A 22,005-nucleotide genomic window follows, 5' to 3' on the forward strand; every position below is an offset into this window, starting at 1 on the left:
CGGCACACGCGGTCCCGCCATGGAAGCGGGGTTTGCGACCATAGCCCACCTGCGCACGCAACCCTTCCGCGCGCATCAACCGATGCACGCGATGGCGACTGCAACGCTCACCCAGATCGCGTAGCTCTGTGCTGACCTTGCGATGCCCATAGACACTGCCGCTGGCCAGCCAGTGGCGCTTGATCAGCCCCAGCAGGCGTTCGTCTTCCTTGGCGCGCTCACTGGTGGGCGTCTTTCGCCAGGCGTAATACCCCGCACGATTTACCCGCAACACGCGGCACATCGCGCACAGCCTGAATTCCCCGCGATGGGCGTGCATGAAGGCGTACTTTGCCTTTACCCCCTGGCAAAGTACGCTGCGGCCTTTTTTAGGATGTCGCGCTCCTCGGTGATGCGGCGCAACTGGGCCTTCAGGCGCCGAACCTCGGCACTGTGATCCACCTCGGCGCGCTGCACGACGCCGGGCTTGCCGAACTTGCGCAGCCAGGCGTACAGGCTGTGCCTCGTTACACCCAGCCGCTCGGCGACTGCTGCCACCTTGAACCCGCGATCGGTCACTTGCCGACCGCCTCGATCTTGAACTCATCCGTATACCGCTTGCTGCTCATGGGACACCTCCGAATTAGCCATTTTCCATGGCCTTGAGATGTCTAGGAAACCCTGGGCGTATCAGTCAGTCCGTACCGGATGCCCTGCCACCAGTCGACCGGCTCGTGCCAGTCGCCAGTGCACGGACGGAATAACTCGTTCGAGTAAAATCAGCCTCGCCAGCCGACTTAATTCAGGCATTAGGGCTCAAACAAAGGGAATTGCAAAGTGGCAGAAGCAACCGCTATTTCCTACACCGTGTCGCGCGGCCGCGAGCCCGGCTTTGTTCTCACTCCGCACCTCCATGAGGACGGTAAGTACGTCGCGAGCATGACTCGTTTCGAACAAGACTACGTTCGTGTTGAGTCAGTCCGGGAGCTTGGCATCCTCGCTCAACACGGTTTCAGCATCCGCATGAGTAGTCACATCAGCGCCAATCATCAGGCACCAAGTCTTATCTCGCCTGGGTCGCTGCAAATTATATTCAAGGAGCCTGCCATTGAGGCCTAATACTTGTTTGCTCGCCGATACCACTTCAGGGCCTAGCTTAATTCAGGCGTTAGATACTACAGGTAGTTCACAGGAGTGTGTATGAGTACAGTAGTGCAACCTGCACCATGTGCAATTAGCCCGCTAGACAAGAAGGCGCAAGCAAGGTTGGTGGGCGATGACCTTCTCCAGCATTACGGGGAGCGCAATTTCTATACCGTCGAGCAGGTCAAGGAAGCGAACCGTCGTAAGCGCATAGACATTGATGTGGCCTGCTGGTCACATGCAATGTTTAACCTGCATGAGGACTTTGATCAGCTGCACGCGCATGTTCCCGAGGGGTGTGACTACGCGGCGATGAAGTCTGAGATGCTGCGGGCAGTTGCTAAAGACGATTCGGGCAGCTGGTTCGACTGGAATCTGTCCTGGCTGGAGTTTCCAGACCTAGACATCTCCCTGTTTGATTTCCTGGATCTTTAGTGCGCTGCGCGATAGAGAAGAGATGATCAAACGTGTTCTTCAGTTGCGCCAGGGAAGTGGCCTAACAATTCATTCCAGTCGAGCTCGCTTCGCGACTCGGCTTAATTCATGCGTAAGGGCCTGCACGTGACTTCACCATTCACTTGTTCCACTTGCGGAGAAATGCATGAGGGTTTCGACGTCCCCCCGATTTTGAGTAGCGCCGCAGTTTGGAGTCCAATTCCCTACCCGAAGGAGATTGGACGTGAAGAAGCGTTTTACTGACGAGCAGGTCATCGGCTTTCTGCGTGAGGCCGAAAGCGGCGTGGCGATCAAGGATCTGTGCCGGCGCCATGGCTTCAGCGAGGCCTCCTACTCCCTGTGGCGCAGCAAGTTTGGCGGGATGAGCGTGCCCGATGCCAAGCGACTCAAGGACCTGGAGGCAGAGAACACGCGCCTGAAGAAGCTGCTCGCCGAGCAGGTGTTCCAGAACGATCTGATCAAGGAGGCGCTGCAAAAAAAATGGTGAGCGCACCGGCGCGTCGTGCGCTGGTGCGCGAGTGGATCGGGCGAGGGGCCAGCGAGCGTTGCGCGTTGGCCGCGATCGGCATGAGCGCCAGTGCGCTGCGCTATTGCCCGCGCGAGGACCGCAACGTTGCGCTACGCGAGCGCATCGTGGAACTGGCGCATCGCCACAAGCGCTACGGCGTGGGGATGATCTATCTCAAGCTGCGCCAGGAAGGACGCCTGGTGAACTACAAGCGTGTGGAGCGCTTGTACCGCGAGCAGCAGCTGCAAGTCCGCCGCCGCAAGCGCAAGAAAGTGCCAGTGGGCGAGCGTCAGCCGCTGCTGCGGCCATCGCAGGCCAACCAGGTGTGGTCGATGGACTTTGTGTTCGACCGCACCGCCGACGGCCGGGCGATCAAGTGCCTGGTGATCGTGGACGATGCTACGCACGAAGCGGTCGCCATCGAGGTGGAGCGTGCAATCTCGGGCCATGGCGTGACGCGCGTGCTGGATCGGCTTGCCATCAGCCGCGGCTTGCCGCAGGTGATCCGCACCGATAACGGCAAGGAGTTCTGCGGCAAGGCGATGGTCGCCTGGGCGCATGCGCATGGAGTGCAGCTGCGGCTGATCCAACCCGGCAAGCCAAACCAGAACGCCTATGTCGAATCGTTCAACAGCCGGTTGCGCGATGAATGCCTCAACGAGCACTGGTTCCCGACACTGCTGCACGCACGCACCGAGATCGAGCGCTGGCGACGCGAATACAACGAGGAGCGACCCAAGAAAGCAATTGGCGGCATGACCCCGTCCGCGTATGCCCAACAGCTGGCCAACACCGATATCATCAACCCCGGACTCTAGACCCGGCCGCTACTCAGGACGGGGGGACGTCGCGCCAGCTCAGTCGGCGGGTGCCACACTAACGACCAGCTCGCCGTTGCGCAGGCGGATGTTGAGTTTGCTGCCGATGGCAAAGCCCAGTTGTTCCAACCAGCGGCCGCGCAGGCGCAGCGTGGGCACGCGTTGGTCGCTGGCGGGGTAATAGCCGTAGCCGACGGTGCAGTGTTGCGGGGCACGCGGGTGGCCGGGACGCGGTGGGCGGGCTTCGGTGCGGGGTTGGGGGATGGGGGTGCGCTCGACATAGGGCCGCGGCTTGATCGAGGGGTCGAGCGAGTGCCAGCCGATCTCGCGGGGCGGCGGCTCCGTGCCGCGCTTGCGTGCTGATGTGGGACGGGACGTGGGTCGACGCATGGCAAAGCCCTCCTTGACGAACAGGCCCCGCCGCCGGATGGCGACGGGATGTCGGGAGGTTAGAAACCGCTAACAGTCGGCGGGCGTATTTCCCCGAAGGGTGTTGTATTAGCCGCCCTCCCGACGCAGGCATCGCGTCGGTTGCACCCACAAGAATCTGCAGACACAAAAAACCCACCGGTTTGACGGAGGTGGGTACCGCTGTTAGGGGAGTTTCTACGCTCCTTGCCGAGGAGACTGCTACGCGCTGCGTGACATGTCAACCGGTTGATGCTGGCGGTCTGGATAGCGTCGATAGAAGATCTGCGCGTTGGCGTTTCACCCGGCAAAGTCAGAGCTGGGCATTGGTCAAGAGCGGATTAGTCAATGCACATTCGCTACACTCACTGCGACTCAGGCCGTACCGCACCGGCAGGCCGTTCGCTCCCAACTTTAAACACGCAGGGCACCGAGGTGGCATGAACGTGTATTTCAAAATCAAGATTGTCGGATGTCTTTTCCTAGTCCTTTTGACGGGGTGCAACCCAATGAATGCTGCGTCTGAGAAGTACGAAAAAAACGGCGAGACCACGGCTGACGGAGACCCGGTCTATCGGAAAAATCAACATCCGACGGAAGCTTACAAGCTCACCATGACAATCGAGGATGCGCCGGGTCCGTTTGAGTGGATATCGGGCACCGCCTTTTATCAAATGACGAATCATGAGCAATGCACGCCGATAGAGCCTATTGCGGGTGTTTGGAGTAAGTCAAAAGAAGATGGGATACCCATCAATTTTCAAAAAATAGATCCGACGACATATGTCGCGACGATCTATGCAGATGGCATGATCGATGCGGATTATTACGGAAAGGGTGTGTGTAATTTTGAACTCAATGGTGTTGGTATCTCGCTAAAGGCGACCGGCAAAAAAGAGGAAACGCGTTTCCAGCCGGCGCTCTTTAAAGCGCAAATATACGATTCAGTACCCGTTAAATTTTATTTTTGGAAAGGAGGCTATCCGCGAAGCCAGATGGATAACTATCCCGACACCGGTGAATATAGTGTGGATAAATATGCTGAGTCAAATCGCGGAAGTTTATTTAAGGTAACGCTAAAATCTGAGAGGGTGTCCAAATGAGCCTGACCGAACAGCAAAATGCCTTTCTCGCAAATGATGTGTATGCGCGACCTGGTGAAACCGGGTCTGACAGTACGCCAGTAAAAATCGGCGGCGTCTCGTTCAGGCGTCTGGAATATATGGATCGTCCATCCGGCTATCAGGGAATTATCTACGAGAAAATAGAAACGGGCGAAATTATCGTCGCTCATCGCGGTACCGAGTTTGATCGTCAACCAAAGCAAGATGGTGCTTATGCTGACGGTGGCATGGTTGCAGCACGTCACAATCGTCAGGTCGATGATGCGATCGAATTGACTCAGCATGCATTGAAGTACGCAGAACAAAAGCACCTCAAAACCGGCCAACCTGCTCCCGATGTCACCGTCACCGGTCATTCTCTGGGCGGCAACCTCGCCCAGGTCACTGCGCACCACTTCGGCCTCAAGGGAGAGACTTTTAACGCCTATGGTGCGGTCAGCCTGGACCGGCGCATTCCGGAAGGTGGCAACGACGTGATCAATCACGTGATGGCAGGCGATGCCGTGAGTGCTGCAAGTAAGTACTATGGGCAGGTGAAGGTATACGCCGCGTCGCATGAGATCACTGCATTGGATAGGGCTGGTTACGCCAACGACAGCAGTCTTTTGGATGCACGCAATCCGATGGTCGCAACGGACTTGGGAGATTCGCATCGGATCCACAACTTCCTGCCGTTGGACGCCAACGGCAAACCGGACCGCTCGGTGTTGGAAGACCCTCAAACGCAGCTGCTGGCCCGGCAACATGCGCCGATGATCGACAAGTATCGCGGTGATGTTGAGACGTTGAGGATGGGCGTGACCTTCAATGCGAGGGTCATTCAAGGGATGAGCCTGGCGGATGGCATCGATCACTTGCGCGACCCGCTTCTCCCAGGTGCTGGACGCGCGGAAATGGCTGCGACCCGGTGGCAGGAGGTGCAACAGCGCATGCAAAGCGAGGATGCGCCAGCGTATGTGCCACCGGGCTGGAAGATGCCAATTGGTGAGTCGTTGGAGCGCTGCGTTGCGCCTGCCCCTGCGATGGTCTCAAACGACCCTCTGTATCGATCGATTCACAGCAAGCTACCAGAGGGCACCTCTGATGAGGTTGCAATGCACGCCACCGTCGAAGCCAAGCGCGCGGGCATCCTTCGTGACGATCAGCTGCAGAGCGTGACCCTACACCAAGGAAGCATTTTTATTCTTGGCCAGACGCCGGGCTTCAGGGCCAAGGTAGATCTGTCTGAGGCCGTGCCTCCACTGCAGGAAAGCGTCCGCCAGTCTCAGGCCTTGGATGCGCAGCGGTCGCAGCAGGATACGGTTGAGCAAGCACCTACACGATCGATGTAAGAGTCGAGTCGCGAAGTGGCTTCGGCTTGAATGAATTGTTATGCATCTAGGCAGAAACTGTGGAAGCGCTTGCCAAACGACGAGACCTGCACGATTTCTTGGAGCGAGTTATCCGCCCCGCCGCCAATGGCAAAGGAGCCTTGGGAGGCAGTGAGGAAACCTCTTGCCTTGAGCCGCCCAATGGCGCCAACCATTGCGTACTGCTCAGTGCCTGGCTTTTGTATGCTCCCGACCTGTACCTGACCAGAGCCATTAATGAAGGCAAGAAGTTCGCATTCTAGAAGGCTCATTTCATCTAGGGTAGTGAGAAAGTACTTGCGCTCATCGAAGTTTCCCGAGACTGGCTGGAGCAGAGTATGCTTGAGGTAGTTCAAAAAGAACTGGCGCTTTTCAGCGGTGGGCTCCGCCTCAACCTTGTCGTGCAATGACTCCATGATCGCCTCAAGGGCAGGAGCGTCTTGCTTCTCGACGGGAGGAATGGCCCCCTTAACCTGTTTCAGCTCTTCTGCCAGCTCAGCATAAAACGACTCTATGCGCTTAAAACGCTTCTCCTGCTTTGTTCCGAAATAGAGCGTGCAGAGGGAGCCGCCGACATACGGAATCAGCTGCAACCCAGTCTGGATAGCGAGATCGCGCTTCTCTGCGCCTTTCAAACCATCATCTGCCATTGCACTCTCCTCTGAGGCGTAACGCTTGAATTAAGCCGCGCCGCGAAGCGGCATCGACTTGAATTAATTTTTAGGTTCATTATGCGGTTTGCGAGGTAAAGCGACAACGTTGCCAGAAGACGAATGCTTAGTGCCCTTTATTGATGCTGGACGTAGAAGACCAGGCGCTACATTCCAACGCTGACCATCATCCGTAAGCACGGAGACCGATTTTTTGTTGTAGCGAACGATAACGCCATAAACCGGGCCTCGCATATCCGGCTCAAACGTGACGCGTTCACCAATGCTGAAGCGGAGCATAGTTGCGTGAGCTCGCGCATGCTGCATGAAGCGAAGTCTCTCAACAATCCGATGATTGAGGTCGATGAGCTCGGCCTCGGTCAGTTTGTCGATGTCGATAGTCATGAGGTCTAACACCTGAGTTAAGCCGCGCCGCGAAGCAGTGCCGGATTGAATGAATTGTTAGGCACCAGCCGACTCTCTGAAAGGCAACGGCACCTTATGCTCACCGAGCACAGCTTTGTAGTGGTTGAGGTAATCCCAAAGCCTATTGCGCAGATCATTGAGCTCATCATAGTTGTCGGAATTGATCAGTTGCTTGGCGTTGGCACAAGCAGCGTCAGCTTGAAGACACATTGCATACAGGGAGTCACCCTGAACAAGGACTCCAGGAAAGCGACGATCAGGATGACGCATCACCGACGCGTTGGCTTGGTCGGAGAAAATTTCGACGATGGTTGAGCGCATGATCTGGTGCCTAACGCCTGAATTAAGCCGACCCGCGAAGAGGGTTCGGCTTGAATGAATTGTTAGCCAGACCCGTGAAGAACCAGGTCTCGCTCGTTGATCTCTTTCTTGGCGATTGAAACAGCATCACCACTAACCTGCTTAATCTCACTTGCAAGTTCATTGAGGTCTTTCAGGTTTGAACGAAACTCTTCTTCAGACGTGGAGTCTTGCAAGGCAAGAAACTGCTCTCGAAGTGAAGCTAGTGCCCGACTGATCATTAGCACGTCCAATGAAAGCTGCCACTCAGGGATGTCAAACACTGGCAATGCCATCAGTGCGTGATGCGTGTCGGCCATGAGTGGCGGCGTTATCTGGTCTATATCTTCCTGTTCATTCGATTCATAGGCTTTGCATACGTCAATGGCCAAGCGATGCGAGCGGGCCATAAGTGCCATGATCACTTCCAGTTTTTGCTTGTCCGCTTTTGCTTGCTTGTACTCTTCAAGTGTGCGGGCATGCACATTCTGCTGCTTGGCTATCCAAGCGGCCGCCACGATTGCGAGGATGCTGCCAATGGCCTGGATCCAGGCGGGTGCGGAATCTTTAGAAAGGTCGAATCTGTAGCCCTGCATATATGCAACGCATGTGACTGCCATGGCGACTAGCGCGATAGCGGCAAGCGGGAGCGCTTTGTTCTTCGTGCCGAGCATGGATGCCTAATAGGTCTGGCTAACGCCCGAAATATGCCGATTGGCGAGGCCAGTTCGGCTTGATTAAGTTGTTAGCCCTGTCGGTCAGGATCGTGCACCAAGCTATAGTCAATGTCCGTGACCAAAGTGATGCCATCGGGAACATGGGTGTCGCTGTGATTTTCGACGCCTACGGGATACTCCCAAATGCTCCAGGTTACCGTGTGCCCCGCAATATCAAAGTCTGCTGTATGGATAAGCTCAGGGCCCATGTCGCGCTCGCCGTCCCCCTGACAATCCCAGTCTAGATCAGAAGCAGAAACAGAAACGTTCTGACCTGTTGCATTGACCCTGAATGTTGCAACTCCGCTCGCTTCTATGTGCATATAAGTCTCCTTGTTGCTTGATGACAGGGCTAACGCCTGAATTAAGCCGCGCCGCGAAGCGGTGTCGGCTTGAATGAATTGTTAGGCCTCATTGTCGACTTTCCATTGCATCACGCACATCGCTGCCGATAACGTAAGAATTCTCTCATTCTTGATCTTGGCGTTTTTCTCGGGCGAACTGGTTTCAACAATGGATTCCATCACTTTCCTAGCTGTGACGACATGATCAGCCTGCGGCGTTAAGTGATCGGGAAGGCCCTTGGAATTGATCTCTTCATGCATCGTAAAGATCAGATTGCTCCTCAAGCTCTCACTCAACGGGAAATTTTCCGCAGCCCTAGAAACAAGTCGAGCTGCTTCTGAGCATTGCTGAACAACTAAGAATTCCGCTTGTGAAGTGTTCTTCGATTGTGCGTGACCGCTAAAGAGCGTGAGGATAAAGAGTGTGGTAAGTGAGGCTTTGCTTTCCATCAGGTGCTGTCCATATTCACGATAAAAGGTATGAGGCCTAACTACTATTGGACCGCCGAAATGCGGTGTTGTGGCGAGTATCTTCGATCGCGGACGCTTTGTGAATGGGGGAACTCTTAGCCCAAGTCACGGGATCGCACGATAGTAAGCGGCCGCGACAATGCGGATGCTTGCGGTGTTATCCAGCAAGGACGCAGGCGTATGAGACACCCCCAGACACGACGGCATAACATCACGTCCACCGGTCCGGTTGCTCGATCAGGTGAGCGACCGCCTGCGGGTACGGCATTACAGCCTGCGAACCGAGCAGGCCTATCTCAGTTGGATACGGTGCTTCATCCTCGCCAGCGGCAAGCGCGATCCGGCGCAGATGGGCAGGCGGAGGTCGAGGCGTTCCTGACGCGGCTGGCCACCGATGGGCAGGTGTCTGCGGGCACACAGAACCAGGCGTTGGCAGCGTTGTTGTTTCTCTACCGCGAGGTTTTGCGCATCGAGCTGCCGTGCATGGAAAACTTGGTGCGCGCTAAGCGGCCCATAAAGGAGCCGACGCTGCTGCAATCGCTGCAACAGCTCAGCCGGCCAACATCGCCTTGTCGCGCACCGCGCCTTTGTCCGCGCTGGTCGCCAGCAGCGCATACGCCTTCAGCGCCGTGGTGACCTTGCGCGGACGCACCTCCACCGGCTTCCAGCCCTTGGCATCCTGCTCCGCGCGACGCAGGGCAAGCTCTTCGTCGGAGATCAGCAGGTTGATCGAGCGGTTAGGAATGTCGATCAGGATCTTGTCGCCATCGCGTACCAGCCCGATGGCGCCGCCTGCGGCGGCTTCCGGCGAGGCGTGGCCGATCGACAGGCCCGAGGTGCCGCCGGAGAAGCGGCCGTCGGTGAGCAGGGCGCATTGCTTGCCCAGGCCCTTGGATTTGAGGTAGCTGGTGGGGTAGAGCATTTCCTGCATGCCGGGGCCGCCCTTGGGGCCTTCGTAGCGGATCACCACGATATCGCCGGCCTTCACTTCGTCGGCGAGAATGCCTTTGACCGCCGAATCCTGGCTCTCAAAGACGCGGGCGTTGCCTTCGAACACGTGGATGGATTCGTCCACGCCTGCGGTCTTCACCACGCAGCCGTCGCGGGCGATATTGCCGTACAGCACGGCCAGGCCGCCTTCCTGCGAGAACGCGTGCGCGACATCGCGAATGCAGCCTTCGCTGCGATCGGTGTCCAGGGTGTCCCAACGCGTGGCTTGGCTGAAGGCAATCTGGGTGGGGATGCCGGCCGGGCCGGCCTTGTAGAACGTGTGCACGGTTTCCGCATCGGTCTGGGTGACGTCCCACTGCGCGATGGCGTCGGCCAGCGTGCGTGCGTGCACCGTGGCCGCGTTGGTATGCAGCAGTCCGCCACGTGCCAGCTCGCCGAGGATGGCCATGATGCCGCCGGCGCGATGCACGTCTTCGATGTGGTATTTCGGCGTATTCGGGGCCACCTTGCACAGCTGCGGCACGCGCTTGGACAGGCGGTCGATGTCGCGCATGCCGAACGGCACGTCGCCTTCCTGCGCGGCGGCAAGCAGATGCAGGATGGTGTTGGTCGAGCCGCCCATGGCGATGTCCAGCGTCATCGCATTTTCGAATGCTTCGAAGGTGGCGATACCGCGCGGCAGGGCAGTGGGGTCTTCGCCGCCGTACCAGCGGTGACACAGCTCCACCGCCACGCGCCCGGCGCGCAGGAACAACTGCTCGCGGTCGGCGTGCGTGGCCACCACGGTGCCGTTGCCGGGCAACGACAGGCCCAGCGCTTCGGTCAGGCAGTTCATCGAGTTGGCGGTGAACATGCCCGAGCAGGAGCCGCAGGTGGGGCAGGCGCTGCGTTCGAATTCGGCCACCTTTTCATCGGAGGCGCTGTCGTCGGCGGCGATCACCATCGCGTCGATCAGATCGAGTTTATGGTCGGACAACTTGGTCTTGCCGGCTTCCATCGGGCCGCCGGAGACGAACACGGTGGGGATATTGAGCCGCAGCGCGGCCATCAACATGCCGGGGGTAATTTTGTCGCAGTTGGAAATGCACACCAGCGCGTCGGCGCAATGCGCGTTGACCATGTATTCCACCGAGTCGGCGATGATCTCGCGGCTGGGCAGCGAATACAGCATGCCGTCGTGGCCCATCGCGATGCCGTCGTCCACGGCGATGGTGTCGAACTCCTTGGCCACGCCGCCGACGCGTTCGATCTCGCGCGCGACCAGCTGGCCCAGATCCTTCAGGTGCACATGCCCGGGCACGAACTGCGTGAACGAATTGGCGATGGCGATGATGGGCTTGTGGAAGTCCCCATCCTTCATGCCGGTGGCGCGCCACAGTGCGCGCGCGCCGGCCATGTTGCGGCCGTGGGTGGAGGTCTTGGAACGGTACTCGGGCATGGCGAAGTCGACGGCTGATTAGCGAGCGGTGGCTGGCAATTAGAGCGCGTCGCGACTGTTGCTGCTGCAACCGTCGCAGGCGCGTTCCGGTGATCTGGCACGTTAGCACGCAGCGCTGTGCGCGGCTGCGGCGAGGTCGGGTGTCCCAAGGTCGACCATTGCATGCCGCCACTGCAAACCGCTGGATTCATGCGGCTGCGCGCTTGCCCGGTGTTGGCCCCGGCATTGACGTCTCGGCGGGATGGTCTGCCGCACGGCTGAAAACTTCCCGAGCATGCGCTGCCGCAACGCGCATCAACCGGAGCAGCGTGCTCACTGCCCTTGCAATCAGACCGCTGGCCGAGACGATGCACGTCGCGCCTTGCGCGCGCGGCGCGACACTGCCAGGAACACGCGCGACGGCGCCGCTACACTAGGCCGATGTCTTCGCAACTTTCGTGCCGCCTGGGCTGCGCTGCCTGCTGCATCGCGCCGTCGATCAGTTCGCCCATTCCCGGCATGCCCGACGGCAAGCCGGCCGGGGTGGCGTGCGTGCAACTGGATGCGCAGCTGGGCTGCCGGTTGTTCGGTTCGCCACTGCGTCCGGCGGTGTGCGGCAACCTGCGGCCGTCGCTGGAGATGTGCGGAACATCGCGCGCGCAGGCCTTGTCGATGCTTACGGCACTGGAGCGCGCAACTCAGCCTTAAGCGGCGGCGCGCATCGTGGCGATCAGCTGCCGCTGGGCACGCCTAGGTACTGATCCTTGAGCCGCACATAATGTTGCGCGGAATAATGCAGGCTCTCGATTTCCTTGTCGCTGAGCGTGCGCGCCAGGCGTGCGGGGTTGCCCAGCCACAACTCTGCCTGCCCGACCACCTTGCCCGGGCCAACCACCGCGCCGGCACCGACGAACCCGTAGCGTTTGACCGTGGCGCCATCGAGCACGCAGGCGCCCATGCCGATCAGGCACAGGTCCTCTATGGTGCAGGCATGCAGGATGGTGCCGTGGCCCACGGTGACGTCTTCGCCGATCACGGTCGGGTAGCCGGCCTTGTTGAACGGGCTGTGGTGGCTGACGTGGATGATGGTGCCGTCCTGCACGTTGGTGCGTGCGCCGATCTGCACGTGATTGACATCGCCGCGGATCACCGTGCCCGGCCACACCGACACGTCATCGCCCAGGCTCACCTTGCCGATGATGGTGCAGGCCGGGTCGATGTAGACGCGCGCGCCCAGCTGCGGGGTGTGCTCCAGGAAGGGGCGAATCGGGGTCACGGCACTCTCCGGCAAGTCAGCGTGCCGCCAGCTGCGGGCACGCCACAGATGATACCCGCGCAGCGGTTGCGGTTGCGGCAGTGCCGTGGCGGCAGGCGAGAGGCAATCAACGCGCGAATGCCCTGCACGCAGGGTTGCCGACTGGCTTGGCTGGCTTGGTCATGGGCGAGTGTCCGTGGCGCAGCGAGGTTTGCCTGGCTGCAGGCCATGCTGCCTGCAACGCACCGAACGCAGTGCGGTGCAGGCGAAGACACGGCGCCGTGTCGTCCGATAAGCGCACATCGCTGCGGTAATCGGTCTTGAACGGCGTCTGCAATCGGCCTAGCGTGCAAGTGGTTGCCACGCCCTGCGCACAGCGCGTCGCACGCAGCAGTGCGCTCTGCTCGGCGCCGTGCGTTCGCACGCTTCGCAGCGCAGGGCCATTGCTCGCCCCCGCCCCCACACACCACAGGACACGCCGATGCTTCACAACCCCGCGCCGTCTGGGACCTTCGTGCTGGAGCGCATGACGCCATTTCAATGGAGGGCGGTGGCGGTCTGCGTGCTGCTGACGATGCTCGACGGGTTCGACGTGATGGCCATGGCCTTCACCGCACCGCACGTGTCGGCGGACTGGCAGCTGTCGGGCAAGCTGCTGGGTGTGCTGTTCAGTGCCGGGCTGGTCGGCATGGCGCTGGGGTCGTTGCTGCTGGCACCGTTGGCCGACCGCATCGGCCGCCGTGCGCTGACATTGATCTGCCTGGCAATCCTGACCGTCGGCATGGGGGCTTCAGCCCTGGCAAACAATGCCTGGCAACTCGGCGCCTTGCGGGCATTCACCGGGATCGGCATCGGCGGCATGCTCGCCTGCGTTGCGGTCACCGCTGCCGAGTACGCGACCGTGCGCTGGCGCAGCACCGCTACGGTGCTGCAGGCCACCGGCTACCCGGTTGGCGCCACGCTCGGAGGCGCACTCGCTGCATTGCTGGTGCAGCACTGGTCATGGCCGTCGGTGTTCTGGCTGGGCGCGCTCGGTTCGTTGCTGTGCGTGCCGCTGGTGCTCGCCTTTCTGCCGGAATCATTGGAATTCCTGATCGCGCGCCGGCCGCCCGATGCGCACGCGCGCTTCAATGCGGTGCTGGCGCGCATGGGCATGCCGGCGCAGCGCGAATTGCCGCTGCCACCTGCAGTGCTGGCAGCCGGGCAGGTCAAGGGCTATGCGTCGTTGTTCGTGGGCGGGTTGCGGCGGCAATCGCTGCTGATCGCGCTGGCCTTTTTCCTGCTGATGTTCGGGTTCTATTTTGTGCTCAGCTGGACGCCCAAGTTGCTGGTAACGGCAGGGTTGTCGGCTGGCCAGGGCCTCACCGGCGGGGTGCTGTTGAATCTGGGCGGCATCGTCGGCGGTACGTTATTCAGTTGGCTGGCCCTGCGCGCGCGCCTGTCACGGCTGACGGCCGGGGCACTGGTCATCGTCGCAGTGGCAATGCTCGCATTCGGGTTGAGCAGTACGGTGCTCGGCTGGGCATTTGTGTTCGCGCTACTGACCGGTGCGGCGCTGACCGCGGCGATGGGCGGGCTGTATGCGGTGGCCCCGGTGGTCTATGCCGCCTCGGTGCGCTCCACCGGCATGGGGTGGGCGATCGGCGTGGGACGCCTTGGCGCCATCCTGTCGCCGCTGTGCGCCGGGGTGCTGCTGGACGCCGGGTGGTCGCCGGCGATGTTGTATCTGGCCTGCAGCGTGCCGCTGCTGTGTGCCGCGGGCGCCGTGCTGGCGATGCGGCTGCCGGATTGCTGAATTGCTCGGACACAACGGTGCCAGGCGTCGCGGACACGTTCGCGTGGAGGGTTCGCTGACCAAAGAAATCGTGCGCGTTGCCGATAACGACGATGACCGCCAAGTCATGGCGGACTCTTCCGTGGACATCGTGCAGACCAGCGCCGGCATGCTCAGAACCATCGACTCAGACCAACTCCGCCCCGGCATGTATGTCTGCAAGCTGCTGGGCGCGTGGGTGCACCATCCGTTCTGGAAGACGTCGTTTCTGGTCGATTCCGAGGACGTGGACAAGATCCACGACAGCCGCATCGCGCAGTTGGTGATCGACACTGCGCGCGGGCTGGATGTGGAAGTGGCCGCAACCTGTGGCACGCAGGCCGAGTCGGTCGTACCGGGTGCGCCGCCGAGCCAGGAGCCTGCCGCGGAGCCACCCGCGCCGGAGCCGCCGGAGCCTGCCGCCAAGCCGCGGAAGGTGCGCACCACTAGCGTCACTGCACAGGTCGGCATCGAAGCCGAGGTGGTGCGCGCGCGTCGTATTTTCGAAGACGGCCGCGACATGGTCGAGGCGATGTTCCGCAATGTGCGGCTGGGCCGTACCGTCGATACCGAGGCGGCGATGCCGCTGGTGGAAGCCATCAACGACTCGGTGCTGCGGCATCCGCAGGCCTTGATCAGCGTGGCACGGCTCAAGACCGCCGACGATTACACCTATCTGCACTCGATGGCGGTGGCCGGTTTGATGAGCGGGCTGGCGCGTCAGCTCGGTCTGCCCGAGGCGCAGGTGGTGGAAGCGGCGATGGGTGGCCTGCTGCACGACATGGGCAAGGCGGTGACGCCGCTGGAGATTCTCAACAAGCCCGGCCGGCTCACCAACGAAGAAATGGACGTCATGCGCCAGCATCCGCTGGATGGCCATCGGCTGCTGGTGGCCGGCGGCGTGCAGAACGCGGTGGTGCTGGAAATCGCGCTGCATCACCACGAAAAAATGGATGGCAGCGGCTACCCGAATCAATTGGTGGGCGAGAATATTTCGTTGATGTCGCGGATGGGCGCGGTCTGCGATGTCTACGACGCCATCAGCTCCGACCGCCCGTACAAACGCGGCTGGGATCCGGCCGAATCGCTCAAGCAGATGGCCTCCTGGAACGGCCATTTCGATCCGGCGATTTTCCAGGCCTTCGTGCGCCGGCTGGGCATCTATCCGGTCGGCTCGCTGGTGCGGCTGGAGTCGCAAAAACTCGCGGTGGTGATCGAACAGACCCCCGATTCGCTGCTCAAGCCCAAGGTGCGCGTGTTCTATTCGGCCAAATTGCGCAGCCACGTGCTGGTGCAGGACATCGACCTGTCGCGCCCGGACTGCCAGGACCGTATCGCGCAGATGGAAAGCCCCACCGAGTGGGGCTTCCGCGATCTCGAGAAGCTCTGGCTGCCGTAAGCGGGCTGCGCACGTGCTGTGTGGGCAGGCGCTGCGAAGCGGTGTGCGGCGCCGTGTGCTCCTTGTCGTGCCGAGATCAGCCTGGACAGATGAGCCGACGACACGCCTGGCAGCGTGCCTGCCGGCTGGTTACCTGCCGGCGGGCACTTCAGGCTGCAAGACACGCGCCGGCTAGCGGACGCGACCATGCTGCGCTGCAGCTTGGCAATATAGTTATGATGAATAACTATTCTGGAGCGCAATCACTTGCCGACCGGATCACATGTCCAAGCCGTGCCTGGATCACCGCCGTCCCACGCCAGCCGCAGCACAACGTCGCTGTTGCCGGGCGCGTGCGTGCAAGGGCAGTGGGGTGTACGTGCGAACAGCGCGCACGCCGGCAGCGTACCCGTCCACATCGGCAGGCCTGGCCGCGTCTACAATGCGCTGCACGCCGGGGATCGGCGTTGCGGATGGGTCGCATCGCGCGCACCGGTCCGCCTGCTGCCTTTGTCGCGAGAACCGCCATGCCCGTCACCGCCCTTGCTGCGCCCTTGCCCGATGCCGTCACCACGGTGGATCAGGCGCGTCTGCTGCGGTTGCTGGGCTATCGCATCACCCGCACCGAGTTGTTGGTGCGGCGGATGTTCCAGGACTGCGTGGCCGCCTTCGACCTCAAGCCGGTGGATTTCTCGCTGCTGATGCTGGTGGATGGCAACCCGGGCATCAACCAACGCCAGATCGGCGATGTGCTGCACGTGTCGCCGCCCAACCTGGCGATCGTGGTGGCGCGGCTGGTCAAGCGTCGCCTGCTGCGGCAGGTGCGCGGGCGGCAGGACCGGCGCATGCAGCATCTGTCGCTGACCGCGGCCGGGGTCGCGCTGTTGACCGCCGCCGAAGCCGAAGTGCTGCGCATGGAACAGCAACTCAGTGCAATGCTCGGTTCCAGCGAAGCGCCGCTGTTGCGCGCACTGGATCGTCTGGACCGGCTGGATACGCTGTAACGCGCTTCTGTCGGCCCGCCGCACGGCACCGGGTCTCAACCAACGTTTTCATCGCACGCGCTGTGTGCAGCGCGGGGCCTGCGCCTGCCTGAGATTTGCTACGTAACACGTACCGCTGTTTCCTCCCAACGCTGGAGATGTCTGCAGTGATTCGATCATCGGTGATGCGTGGTGGCAGGATGCAAGCGGCGTGGCGGGCTCGCGTTTTGCTCGGCGTTTTGGGAGTGCTGGGAGTGCTGGCGGCAGGCGCGGCCTTCGCACAAGGCGTGCCGCAGAGCGCAGCGTTGACCAATGGCCTCAACACCGGCGGCACCGGCGCGTGGCGGACAGCCGTCAGCGCGTGTTCTATGCAGGCCCGGGCGGCGTATGGCGGTTCGATGCCAGCAACATCCTGTGCGCCAATGTGTATCTGCCGGCGGACGTCGGGAACCCGGCGTCCGGCAATAACGTCAACCTGCAGTACGTCCATGTGTTCCAGCGCCGGCACAGCCGGCTCCTTCGGAGGGTGACAATGAATTTGCAGAACAAGACGATCGTGGTGACCGGTGTGGCCTCGGGCATCGGCGCGGAGGTCGCACGGCTGGCACGGTTTCATGGCGCCACCGTGATCGGTGTCGACCGCACGCCGGTGCAGATGACCCTGCACGGCTTCCATCAGGCGGATCTTGGCGACCCGGCATCCATCGATGCGTTGGTGAAGGCCTTGCCGGAGCGCATTGATGCTTTGGCCAATGTGGCCGGTGTGCCCGGCACCGCGCCGCTGGATGTGGTGGCACGCGTCAACTATCTGGGCCTGCGCCACCTGAGCCAGGCGCTGCTGCCGCGCATCATGTCGGGCGGTTCCATCATCAATGTGGCCTCGATCCTGGGCGCCGAATGGCCGCAGCGTCTGGACCTGCATAAACAACTCGCTGCGACCGACAGTTTCGAAAGCGGCAGCGCGTGGCTGGCGGCGCACCCGGTGGCGCACGACACCTGCTATCAATATTTCAAGGAAGCGCTGATCGTGTGGACCCTGCTGCAATCGCGGCCCTGGTTCGCCGATCACGGTGTACGCGTCAACAACGTCTCGCCGGGCCCGGTGTTTACGCCGATTCTGGGCGATTTCGCTGCCATGCTGGGCGAGGCGCGCGTCAAGGAAGATGCCAAGCGCATGACCCGCCCGGCGTATGCCGACGAAGTGGCCGAGGCGATTGTCTTTCTTGCATCCGATGCCGCGCGCTGGATCAACGGCATCACCCTGCCCGTTGATGGCGGGCTGGCATCCACCACGCTGTAATCCCCCACACCCGTTTTAGCAGGAGGCTAGACCATGAATGCTCTTCCCAGCGCAGCGGTCGCTGCGACCGCTACACCCGCGTGGCACGGCTGCATCTTCAATGGCGAGTGGGTGCCCGGTCACGGCGGTACCTTGCCGATCCATGAGCCGGCAACCGGCAGCCTGTTGCATGAGGTCAGCAAGGCCGACCTGGCCGACGTCGCTGCCGCCGTTGCACAAGCCAAACAGGCGCAGCGCGCCTGGGTGGCGACATCGCCGCGCGAACGTGCTGCCGTCTTCCATCGCGCTGCGCAGGTGATGCAGGCGCGCAGTGCCGAAGCCACCTTGCTGATTGCGCGCGAAACCGGCGGCATCCTGCCCAAGGCGCAGCGCGAGGTCGACGAATCGGTGGTGTTCTACCAGCAGGCCGCGGGCCTGCCGCTGCAGGCCATGGGCCAGATGTTGCCGACCGGCGCCGGCCAACTCAGCCTTGCCCGCCATCTGCCGTTAGGCGTGATCGCGGTGATTTCGCCTTTCAACTTTCCGCTGATTCTGTCGCTGCGCTCGGTGGCGCCGGCATTGGCGATGGGCAATGCGGTGATCCTCAAGCCGGACCCGCGCACGCCGTACACCGGTGGCGTGATCATCGCCCAGGTGCTGGAAGAGGCGGGTTTGCCGAAGGGCCTGCTGCACGTGCTGCACGGCGATGCGCAAATTGGCCAGGCGTTGGTCGAATCGCCGGATATCCCGATGATCGCCTTCACCGGCTCCACCACTGCGGGCCGCCGCATCGGCGAGATTGCAGGCCGGCACTTGAAGAAGGTCGCGCTGGAACTGGGCGGCAACAATGCGGTGATCGTGCTCGACGATGCGGATCTGGACAAGGCGGCCTCGGCCATCGCGTTCGGTGCCTACATGCATCAGGGCCAGATCTGCATGGCCACCGGGCGTGTGCTGGTTCAACGCAGCGTGGCAAAAGCGCTGACCCAGCGGCTGGCCGACAAGGCACGCCATTTGCCGGTTGGCGACCCGGTCAGCGGCACCGTGGCACTGGGCCCGATCATCGACCAACGCCAGCTGCAGCGCGTCATCGACATCGTCACCGACAGCGTCGCGGCCGGTGCGGTGGTGGAAGCCGGCGCGACCAACGACGGCCTGTTCTATGCGGCAACGGTGTTGTCCAACGTGCGCCCCGGCATGCGCGTGTTCGACGAAGAAGTGTTCGGCCCGGTGATCAACATCGCGGTGTTCGATACCGACGAAGAGGCTGCCGAGATGGCCAACCACGGCGAGTACGGGCTGGCGGCCGGCATCCTGTCGGCGTCGGTGTCGCGCGCAATGGCGTTGGGCGATCTGTTGCACACCGGTATGCTGCATATCAATGACCAGACCGTGGCCGATGAGGTCATCAACCCGTTCGGCGGCACCGGTGCGTCAGGCAACGGCACCAGCGTGGGCGGCCCGGCCGATTGGGAGCAGTACACGCACTGGCAATGGCTGACGATCAAGAACGAAGTGCCGCAGTATCCGTTCTGATCGGCCTGGTGCAGCCGAGCGGGGTGGCTGGCATCACCCTCTCGAACGCTGTCTCACCGGCGGCCGCATGTTGTTCGCACTCGCCATCGTTGCTGGAGGTACCGTGGTGTCGTTTTTGTGAGTGCCGTTAGCTGCAGCCAAAAGCTCCGGGCAGTCGAGTGTGCGGCGCCCTCACCGCTCGCGGGGCACGCCGTAGACCCGTCCACGGGGGCTCGGTGGCGGCATCCATGCCGCCAACGGTCCCGCAATCGGTGAGGACACCGCGCCAGACAGGTGGCTGGTGGTTTTGTTGAAGAGCGAAGACGGCGCGTCGCTGCTTGCCGGTTCACGGCGTGTCCTGCGAGGGTGGCTGGGCAAGGGCCCTGCAGCTACGTCGCAGATCAACCGCTCTAGGAACGACCAAGCGGGGGGCATCGTCATTCTGTCAGCCGCTCTTCATCCCGTTCCCGAAAGCGCGTCGGCGAGCAGCCGGCGTGCCGTGCGAAGTAGCGGCTGAAATATGCAGCGTCGAAAAATCCAAGGCCGGCGGCGATCTGTTGCACGCTCAGGCTGGTGTAGCGCAGCGTGCGGCGTGCTTCCAGCATGATCCTGCGGTGCAGCAGCTGCAGTGCGGATGCGCCGGCCAATCGTTGGCACAACGCGTTGAGATGACCTGGGGTCAACCCAAGTTGACCGGCATAGCGGGAGATCGGCCAATGAGCGCGGTAGTGGTTGTCGATCAATCCTTGATACGCACGTAAATGGCGCAATGCGCGATCCGCCTGCGGGCTGACCGCAGCGGCGTCCTGGGCGCGTTCCAACGCGGTGCGCGCGGTCCAGATCACCAGCTGCACCGCCGCGGCCTGCGCCGCCAGGTCATGGCCAACCCGCCGACGCGCATGGTCCTCGGCAATGCTGCCGTACAGCATATCCAGCCATTTACGCGCCTGGTGTACCTGCAGTACCGCCGGCGTGGTCAGTGCCTGTTGCAGCAACGGCGCAGCGCTCAGCGCGGTGCGTATCAGTGGCATGCACAGGGTGATGACGTGTCCGCGCACCGCCGGATCGAATGCAAAGCCATGCACGCAAAGCGGCGGCAGCCACACCACGCAAGCGTCCCGCAAACGGTGCGTGCGCCCGTCCAGCTGCAAGGTCGCCGGCCCGCGTTGCATGTACAGAAGTTGCGCCAGACCCTCGTGTCGATGCGGCGCGATCTGCCAGTCGTGCAGCCGGCTGCGTGCGGCAATCGATTCCCAATGCAGCAGTTCTGCTGCATCGGCCTGTTGCTCGCCGTACAGCCCAAAGGCCGGGACGGCAGCGGTATCTGGTGCACGTGTGGGCATCGTCGAAAAGTCCAAGGACTGCACGCAATCATCCCTTCAATGCAGGTGTTTGGCTACCGACACTGCATGCCTCGCCATCCGGGCCAGGAGCAGTGCATGCGAACGCAGGTCGCGATCATCGGCGCCGGTCCATCCGGCTTGTTGCTGGGTGAGCTGTTGCTGCGTGCCGGCATCGACAACGTCATCGTCGAACGACAAACGCCGCAGCATGTGCTGGCGCGCATCCGCGCCGGCGTATTGGAGCAGGGCAGCGTGGAGCTGCTGCAGCGCGCCGGTGTTGGCGAGCGTTTGCAGCGCGAAGGCTTGCTGCATCACGGCTTTGAGTTGACTCTCGATGGCCGCCGCGAGCGCATCGACCTGCTGCGTGGCTGCGGACGCGGCGTCACCGTGTATGGCCAGACGGAGGTCACCGCCGACCTGATGCAGGCCCGCCAGCGTAGCGGTGCACCGACGCATTACAGCGTGCAGGACCTGACCCTGTGCGATGTGCAAGGCAATGCGCCCGCCGTGGAGTTCACCCAGGACGGCCAGCGCAAACGCATCGCCTGCGACTACATCGTCGGCTGCGACGGGTTTCATGGCGTCAGCCGCGCCAGTATTCCTGCCGAACGCCTGCGTCTGTTCGAGCGTGTGTATCCGTTCGGTTGGCTCGGCGTGCTTGCCGATACACCGCCCGTGCACGAGGAGCTGATCTACGCGCGCCACTCACGCGGGTTTGCGCTGTGTTCGATGCGTTCGCCCACGCGCACGCGCTATTACATCCAGGTGCCCGCGGACGCACAGGTGGGCGCCTGGAGCGATCAGGCGTTCTGGGACGAGTTGCGTGCGCGGCTGCCGCCTGCATTGGCGGCGCAGCTGGTCACCGGTGCATCGATCAAAAAGAGCATCGCGCCGCTACGGAGTTTCGTTGCCGAGCCGATGCAGTATGGCCGCCTGTTCCTGGCCGGCGATGCGGCGCACATCGTGCCGCCCACCGGCGCCAAGGGACTGAATCTGGCCCTGGGCGATGTCGGCCTGCTGGCGCAGTTGTTCGCGCGTTGGAAGACAGGTGGCGATGCCGGCGTGCTGCAGCAGTATTCGGCGTTGGCCTTGCAGCGGGTGTGGAAGGCCGAGCGCTTCTCGTGGTGGATGACCACGCTGCTGCACCGCTTCGACGACGAAGATGCATTCACCGCGCGGCTGCGCGTAGCGGAACTCGATTACCTGCTCGGTAGTGAGGCAGGCCGCGCAACGCTGGCAGAAAACTATGCGGGCCTGCCGCTGGCCAGGCTGCCCGATTGACGCTGGATCGATTGCATTGGCGATGGTTGGTGCGTGTAGCGGGAGGCATCCGCTGTGCG

22 protein-coding genes and 2 pseudogenes are annotated in these 22,005 nt (G+C 61.8%); 13 read left to right on the forward strand and 11 right to left on the reverse strand.

All coding sequences use genetic code 11. The features are described 5' to 3' along the window. Positions 1 to 608: pseudogene (locus A7D16_RS21535) on the reverse strand (transposase); the annotation flags it as partial. Between the two features lie 208 nt (positions 609 to 816). Here A7D16_RS21535 and A7D16_RS11590 point away from each other — a divergent pair. The 3 genes from A7D16_RS11590 (at position 817) to A7D16_RS11605 (ending at position 2,904) form a co-directional block, all read left to right on the forward strand. After that, entirely contained in the window at positions 817 to 1,098 is a 282-nt protein-coding gene (locus A7D16_RS11590; RefSeq protein ID WP_064632835.1) for a hypothetical protein, read from the forward strand. 81 nt (positions 1,099 to 1,179) lie between these two features. Beyond that, positions 1,180 to 1,557 (forward strand): DUF6559 family protein, encoded by a 378-nt coding sequence (locus A7D16_RS11595; RefSeq protein ID WP_153043156.1) that lies wholly within the window; start codon positions 1,180 to 1,182, stop codon positions 1,555 to 1,557. 244 nt (positions 1,558 to 1,801) lie between these two features. Further along, positions 1,802 to 2,904 (forward strand): IS3 family transposase gene (locus A7D16_RS11605; protein ID WP_095522362.1). Its coding sequence is split into 2 segments (ribosomal slippage): positions 1,802 to 2,051 and positions 2,051 to 2,904, totalling 1,104 coding nucleotides; the frame shifts between segments, so codons are not numbered across the junction. 39 nt (positions 2,905 to 2,943) lie between these two features. Here the strand turns inward: A7D16_RS11605 and A7D16_RS11610 are convergent. After that, positions 2,944 to 3,294, reverse strand: a complete 351-nt coding sequence (locus A7D16_RS11610) for a SymE family type I addiction module toxin (protein ID WP_064632841.1) — start codon at positions 3,292 to 3,294, stop codon at positions 2,944 to 2,946. Positions 3,295 to 3,752: 458 nt separating this feature from the next. Between A7D16_RS11610 and A7D16_RS11615 the strand changes: the two genes are divergently transcribed. After that, entirely contained in the window at positions 3,753 to 4,415 is a 663-nt protein-coding gene (locus tag A7D16_RS11615) for a hypothetical protein (RefSeq protein ID WP_064632844.1), read from the forward strand. After that, positions 4,412 to 5,767 carry a DUF6792 domain-containing protein gene (locus tag A7D16_RS11620; protein ID WP_064632846.1) on the forward strand — a complete coding sequence of 452 codons (1,356 nt, stop codon included), beginning with the start codon at positions 4,412 to 4,414 and terminating at the stop codon, positions 5,765 to 5,767. The genes A7D16_RS11615 and A7D16_RS11620 overlap by 4 nt, the downstream gene beginning before the upstream one ends. Positions 5,768 to 5,805: 38 nt before the next feature. Here A7D16_RS11620 and A7D16_RS11625 read toward each other — a convergent pair whose 3' ends face one another. The 6 genes from A7D16_RS11625 to A7D16_RS23110 form a co-directional block, all read right to left on the reverse strand. After that, positions 5,806 to 6,435, reverse strand: a complete 630-nt coding sequence (locus tag A7D16_RS11625; protein WP_064632849.1) for a hypothetical protein — start codon at positions 6,433 to 6,435, stop codon at positions 5,806 to 5,808. Between the two features lie 63 nt (positions 6,436 to 6,498). Beyond that, positions 6,499 to 6,840: a hypothetical protein gene (locus tag A7D16_RS21540; RefSeq protein WP_082925784.1), complete on the reverse strand. Its 342-nt coding sequence runs from the start codon at positions 6,838 to 6,840 to the stop codon at positions 6,499 to 6,501. 57 nt (positions 6,841 to 6,897) lie between these two features. Then, entirely contained in the window at positions 6,898 to 7,182 is a 285-nt protein-coding gene (locus tag A7D16_RS23100; RefSeq protein ID WP_147308491.1) for a DUF6959 family protein, read from the reverse strand. 62 nt (positions 7,183 to 7,244) lie between these two features. Further along, the gene (locus A7D16_RS11635; RefSeq protein WP_064632854.1) at positions 7,245 to 7,874 is read right to left on the reverse strand and encodes a hypothetical protein; all 630 of its coding nucleotides are present in this window, start codon (positions 7,872 to 7,874) and stop codon (positions 7,245 to 7,247) included. 71 nt (positions 7,875 to 7,945) lie between these two features. Continuing rightward, positions 7,946 to 8,239 (reverse strand): hypothetical protein, encoded by a 294-nt coding sequence (locus A7D16_RS23105; RefSeq protein WP_147308492.1) that lies wholly within the window; start codon positions 8,237 to 8,239, stop codon positions 7,946 to 7,948. An 81-nt stretch (positions 8,240 to 8,320) separates the two neighbouring features. Beyond that, positions 8,321 to 8,710 (reverse strand): hypothetical protein, encoded by a 390-nt coding sequence (locus tag A7D16_RS23110; protein ID WP_147308493.1) that lies wholly within the window; start codon positions 8,708 to 8,710, stop codon positions 8,321 to 8,323. A gap of 226 nt (positions 8,711 to 8,936) precedes the next feature. Between A7D16_RS23110 and A7D16_RS21550 the strand changes: the two are divergent. Then, positions 8,937 to 9,289 (forward strand): annotated as a pseudogene (locus A7D16_RS21550) (phage integrase N-terminal SAM-like domain-containing protein); the annotation flags it as partial. Here A7D16_RS21550 and ilvD read toward each other — a convergent pair. Next, positions 9,282 to 11,120, reverse strand: coding sequence for a dihydroxy-acid dehydratase (gene ilvD / locus A7D16_RS11650; RefSeq protein ID WP_064632862.1), 1,839 nt, complete (start codon positions 11,118 to 11,120; stop codon positions 9,282 to 9,284). The pseudogene A7D16_RS21550 and the gene ilvD overlap by 8 nt on opposite strands. A gap of 420 nt (positions 11,121 to 11,540) precedes the next feature. On the opposite strand from ilvD, the gene A7D16_RS11655 reads away from it, so the two are divergent. After that, entirely contained in the window at positions 11,541 to 11,807 is a 267-nt protein-coding gene (locus A7D16_RS11655) for a YkgJ family cysteine cluster protein (protein ID WP_082925787.1), read from the forward strand. 22 nt (positions 11,808 to 11,829) lie between these two features. On the opposite strand, the gene A7D16_RS11660 is transcribed toward A7D16_RS11655, so the two are convergent. Next, entirely contained in the window at positions 11,830 to 12,375 is a 546-nt protein-coding gene (locus A7D16_RS11660; RefSeq protein WP_064632951.1) for a gamma carbonic anhydrase family protein, read from the reverse strand. A gap of 460 nt (positions 12,376 to 12,835) precedes the next feature. Here A7D16_RS11660 and A7D16_RS11670 point away from each other — a divergent pair, with 460 nt between their 5' ends. The 5 genes from A7D16_RS11670 (at position 12,836) to A7D16_RS11690 (ending at position 19,343) form a co-directional block, all read left to right on the forward strand. Continuing rightward, entirely contained in the window at positions 12,836 to 14,149 is a 1,314-nt protein-coding gene (locus tag A7D16_RS11670; RefSeq protein ID WP_064632869.1) for an MFS transporter, read from the forward strand. A gap of 148 nt (positions 14,150 to 14,297) precedes the next feature. After that, complete coding sequence (locus A7D16_RS11675) at positions 14,298 to 15,566, forward strand: HD-GYP domain-containing protein (RefSeq protein WP_064632954.1); 1,269 nt, start codon at positions 14,298 to 14,300, stop codon at positions 15,564 to 15,566. 452 nt (positions 15,567 to 16,018) lie between these two features. Further along, the gene (locus tag A7D16_RS11680; RefSeq protein ID WP_064632871.1) at positions 16,019 to 16,549 is read left to right on the forward strand and encodes a MarR family winged helix-turn-helix transcriptional regulator; all 531 of its coding nucleotides are present in this window, start codon (positions 16,019 to 16,021) and stop codon (positions 16,547 to 16,549) included. 511 nt (positions 16,550 to 17,060) lie between these two features. Continuing rightward, positions 17,061 to 17,828 carry a coniferyl-alcohol dehydrogenase gene (locus A7D16_RS11685; protein WP_064632956.1) on the forward strand — a complete coding sequence of 256 codons (768 nt, stop codon included), beginning with the start codon at positions 17,061 to 17,063 and terminating at the stop codon, positions 17,826 to 17,828. Between the two features lie 33 nt (positions 17,829 to 17,861). Next, positions 17,862 to 19,343, forward strand: a complete 1,482-nt coding sequence (locus A7D16_RS11690) for a benzaldehyde dehydrogenase (RefSeq protein WP_064632873.1) — start codon at positions 17,862 to 17,864, stop codon at positions 19,341 to 19,343. Positions 19,344 to 19,759: 416 nt separating this feature from the next. Here A7D16_RS11690 and A7D16_RS11695 read toward each other — a convergent pair whose 3' ends face one another. Beyond that, positions 19,760 to 20,665, reverse strand: coding sequence for a helix-turn-helix domain-containing protein (locus A7D16_RS11695; protein ID WP_064632876.1), 906 nt, complete (start codon positions 20,663 to 20,665; stop codon positions 19,760 to 19,762). Between the two features lie 96 nt (positions 20,666 to 20,761). On the opposite strand from A7D16_RS11695, the gene pobA reads away from it, so the two are divergent. Beyond that, a complete protein-coding gene (gene pobA / locus A7D16_RS11700) occupies positions 20,762 to 21,946 on the forward strand; it encodes a 4-hydroxybenzoate 3-monooxygenase (RefSeq protein WP_064632878.1) in 1,185 nt (394 codons plus the stop codon). Positions 21,947 to 22,005: the final 59 nt, after the last annotated feature.

Source organism: Xanthomonas nasturtii (genome assembly GCF_001660815.1).
GTDB lineage: Bacteria > Pseudomonadota > Gammaproteobacteria > Xanthomonadales > Xanthomonadaceae > Xanthomonas > Xanthomonas nasturtii.

What these genes read in the sequence shown, in the direction of transcription:
- A7D16_RS23105 (WP_147308492.1), bottom strand. Translation starts at nt 8,239, where the DNA reads ATGCACATAGAAGCGAGCGGAGTTGCAACATTCAGGGTCAATGCAACA.
- A7D16_RS11680 (WP_064632871.1), top strand. Translation starts at nt 16,019, where the DNA reads ATGGGTCGCATCGCGCGCACCGGTCCGCCTGCTGCCTTTGTCGCGAGA.
- pobA (WP_064632878.1), top strand. Translation starts at nt 20,762, where the DNA reads ATGCGAACGCAGGTCGCGATCATCGGCGCCGGTCCATCCGGCTTGTTG.
- A7D16_RS11610 (WP_064632841.1), bottom strand. Translation starts at nt 3,294, where the DNA reads ATGCGTCGACCCACGTCCCGTCCCACATCAGCACGCAAGCGCGGCACG.
- ilvD (WP_064632862.1), bottom strand. Translation starts at nt 11,120, where the DNA reads ATGCCCGAGTACCGTTCCAAGACCTCCACCCACGGCCGCAACATGGCC.
- A7D16_RS11635 (WP_064632854.1), bottom strand. Translation starts at nt 7,874, where the DNA reads ATGCTCGGCACGAAGAACAAAGCGCTCCCGCTTGCCGCTATCGCGCTA.
- A7D16_RS23110 (WP_147308493.1), bottom strand. Translation starts at nt 8,710, where the DNA reads ATGGAAAGCAAAGCCTCACTTACCACACTCTTTATCCTCACGCTCTTT.
- A7D16_RS11670 (WP_064632869.1), top strand. Translation starts at nt 12,836, where the DNA reads ATGCTTCACAACCCCGCGCCGTCTGGGACCTTCGTGCTGGAGCGCATG.
- A7D16_RS11595 (WP_153043156.1), top strand. Translation starts at nt 1,180, where the DNA reads ATGAGTACAGTAGTGCAACCTGCACCATGTGCAATTAGCCCGCTAGAC.
- A7D16_RS21540 (WP_082925784.1), bottom strand. Translation starts at nt 6,840, where the DNA reads ATGACTATCGACATCGACAAACTGACCGAGGCCGAGCTCATCGACCTC.
- A7D16_RS11690 (WP_064632873.1), top strand. Translation starts at nt 17,862, where the DNA reads ATGAATGCTCTTCCCAGCGCAGCGGTCGCTGCGACCGCTACACCCGCG.
- A7D16_RS11675 (WP_064632954.1), top strand. Translation starts at nt 14,298, where the DNA reads ATGCTCAGAACCATCGACTCAGACCAACTCCGCCCCGGCATGTATGTC.
- A7D16_RS11615 (WP_064632844.1), top strand. Translation starts at nt 3,753, where the DNA reads ATGAACGTGTATTTCAAAATCAAGATTGTCGGATGTCTTTTCCTAGTC.
- A7D16_RS23100 (WP_147308491.1), bottom strand. Translation starts at nt 7,182, where the DNA reads ATGCGCTCAACCATCGTCGAAATTTTCTCCGACCAAGCCAACGCGTCG.
- A7D16_RS11685 (WP_064632956.1), top strand. Translation starts at nt 17,061, where the DNA reads ATGAATTTGCAGAACAAGACGATCGTGGTGACCGGTGTGGCCTCGGGC.
- A7D16_RS11655 (WP_082925787.1), top strand. Translation starts at nt 11,541, where the DNA reads ATGTCTTCGCAACTTTCGTGCCGCCTGGGCTGCGCTGCCTGCTGCATC.
- A7D16_RS11695 (WP_064632876.1), bottom strand. Translation starts at nt 20,665, where the DNA reads ATGCCCACACGTGCACCAGATACCGCTGCCGTCCCGGCCTTTGGGCTG.
- A7D16_RS11620 (WP_064632846.1), top strand. Translation starts at nt 4,412, where the DNA reads ATGAGCCTGACCGAACAGCAAAATGCCTTTCTCGCAAATGATGTGTAT.
- A7D16_RS11625 (WP_064632849.1), bottom strand. Translation starts at nt 6,435, where the DNA reads ATGGCAGATGATGGTTTGAAAGGCGCAGAGAAGCGCGATCTCGCTATC.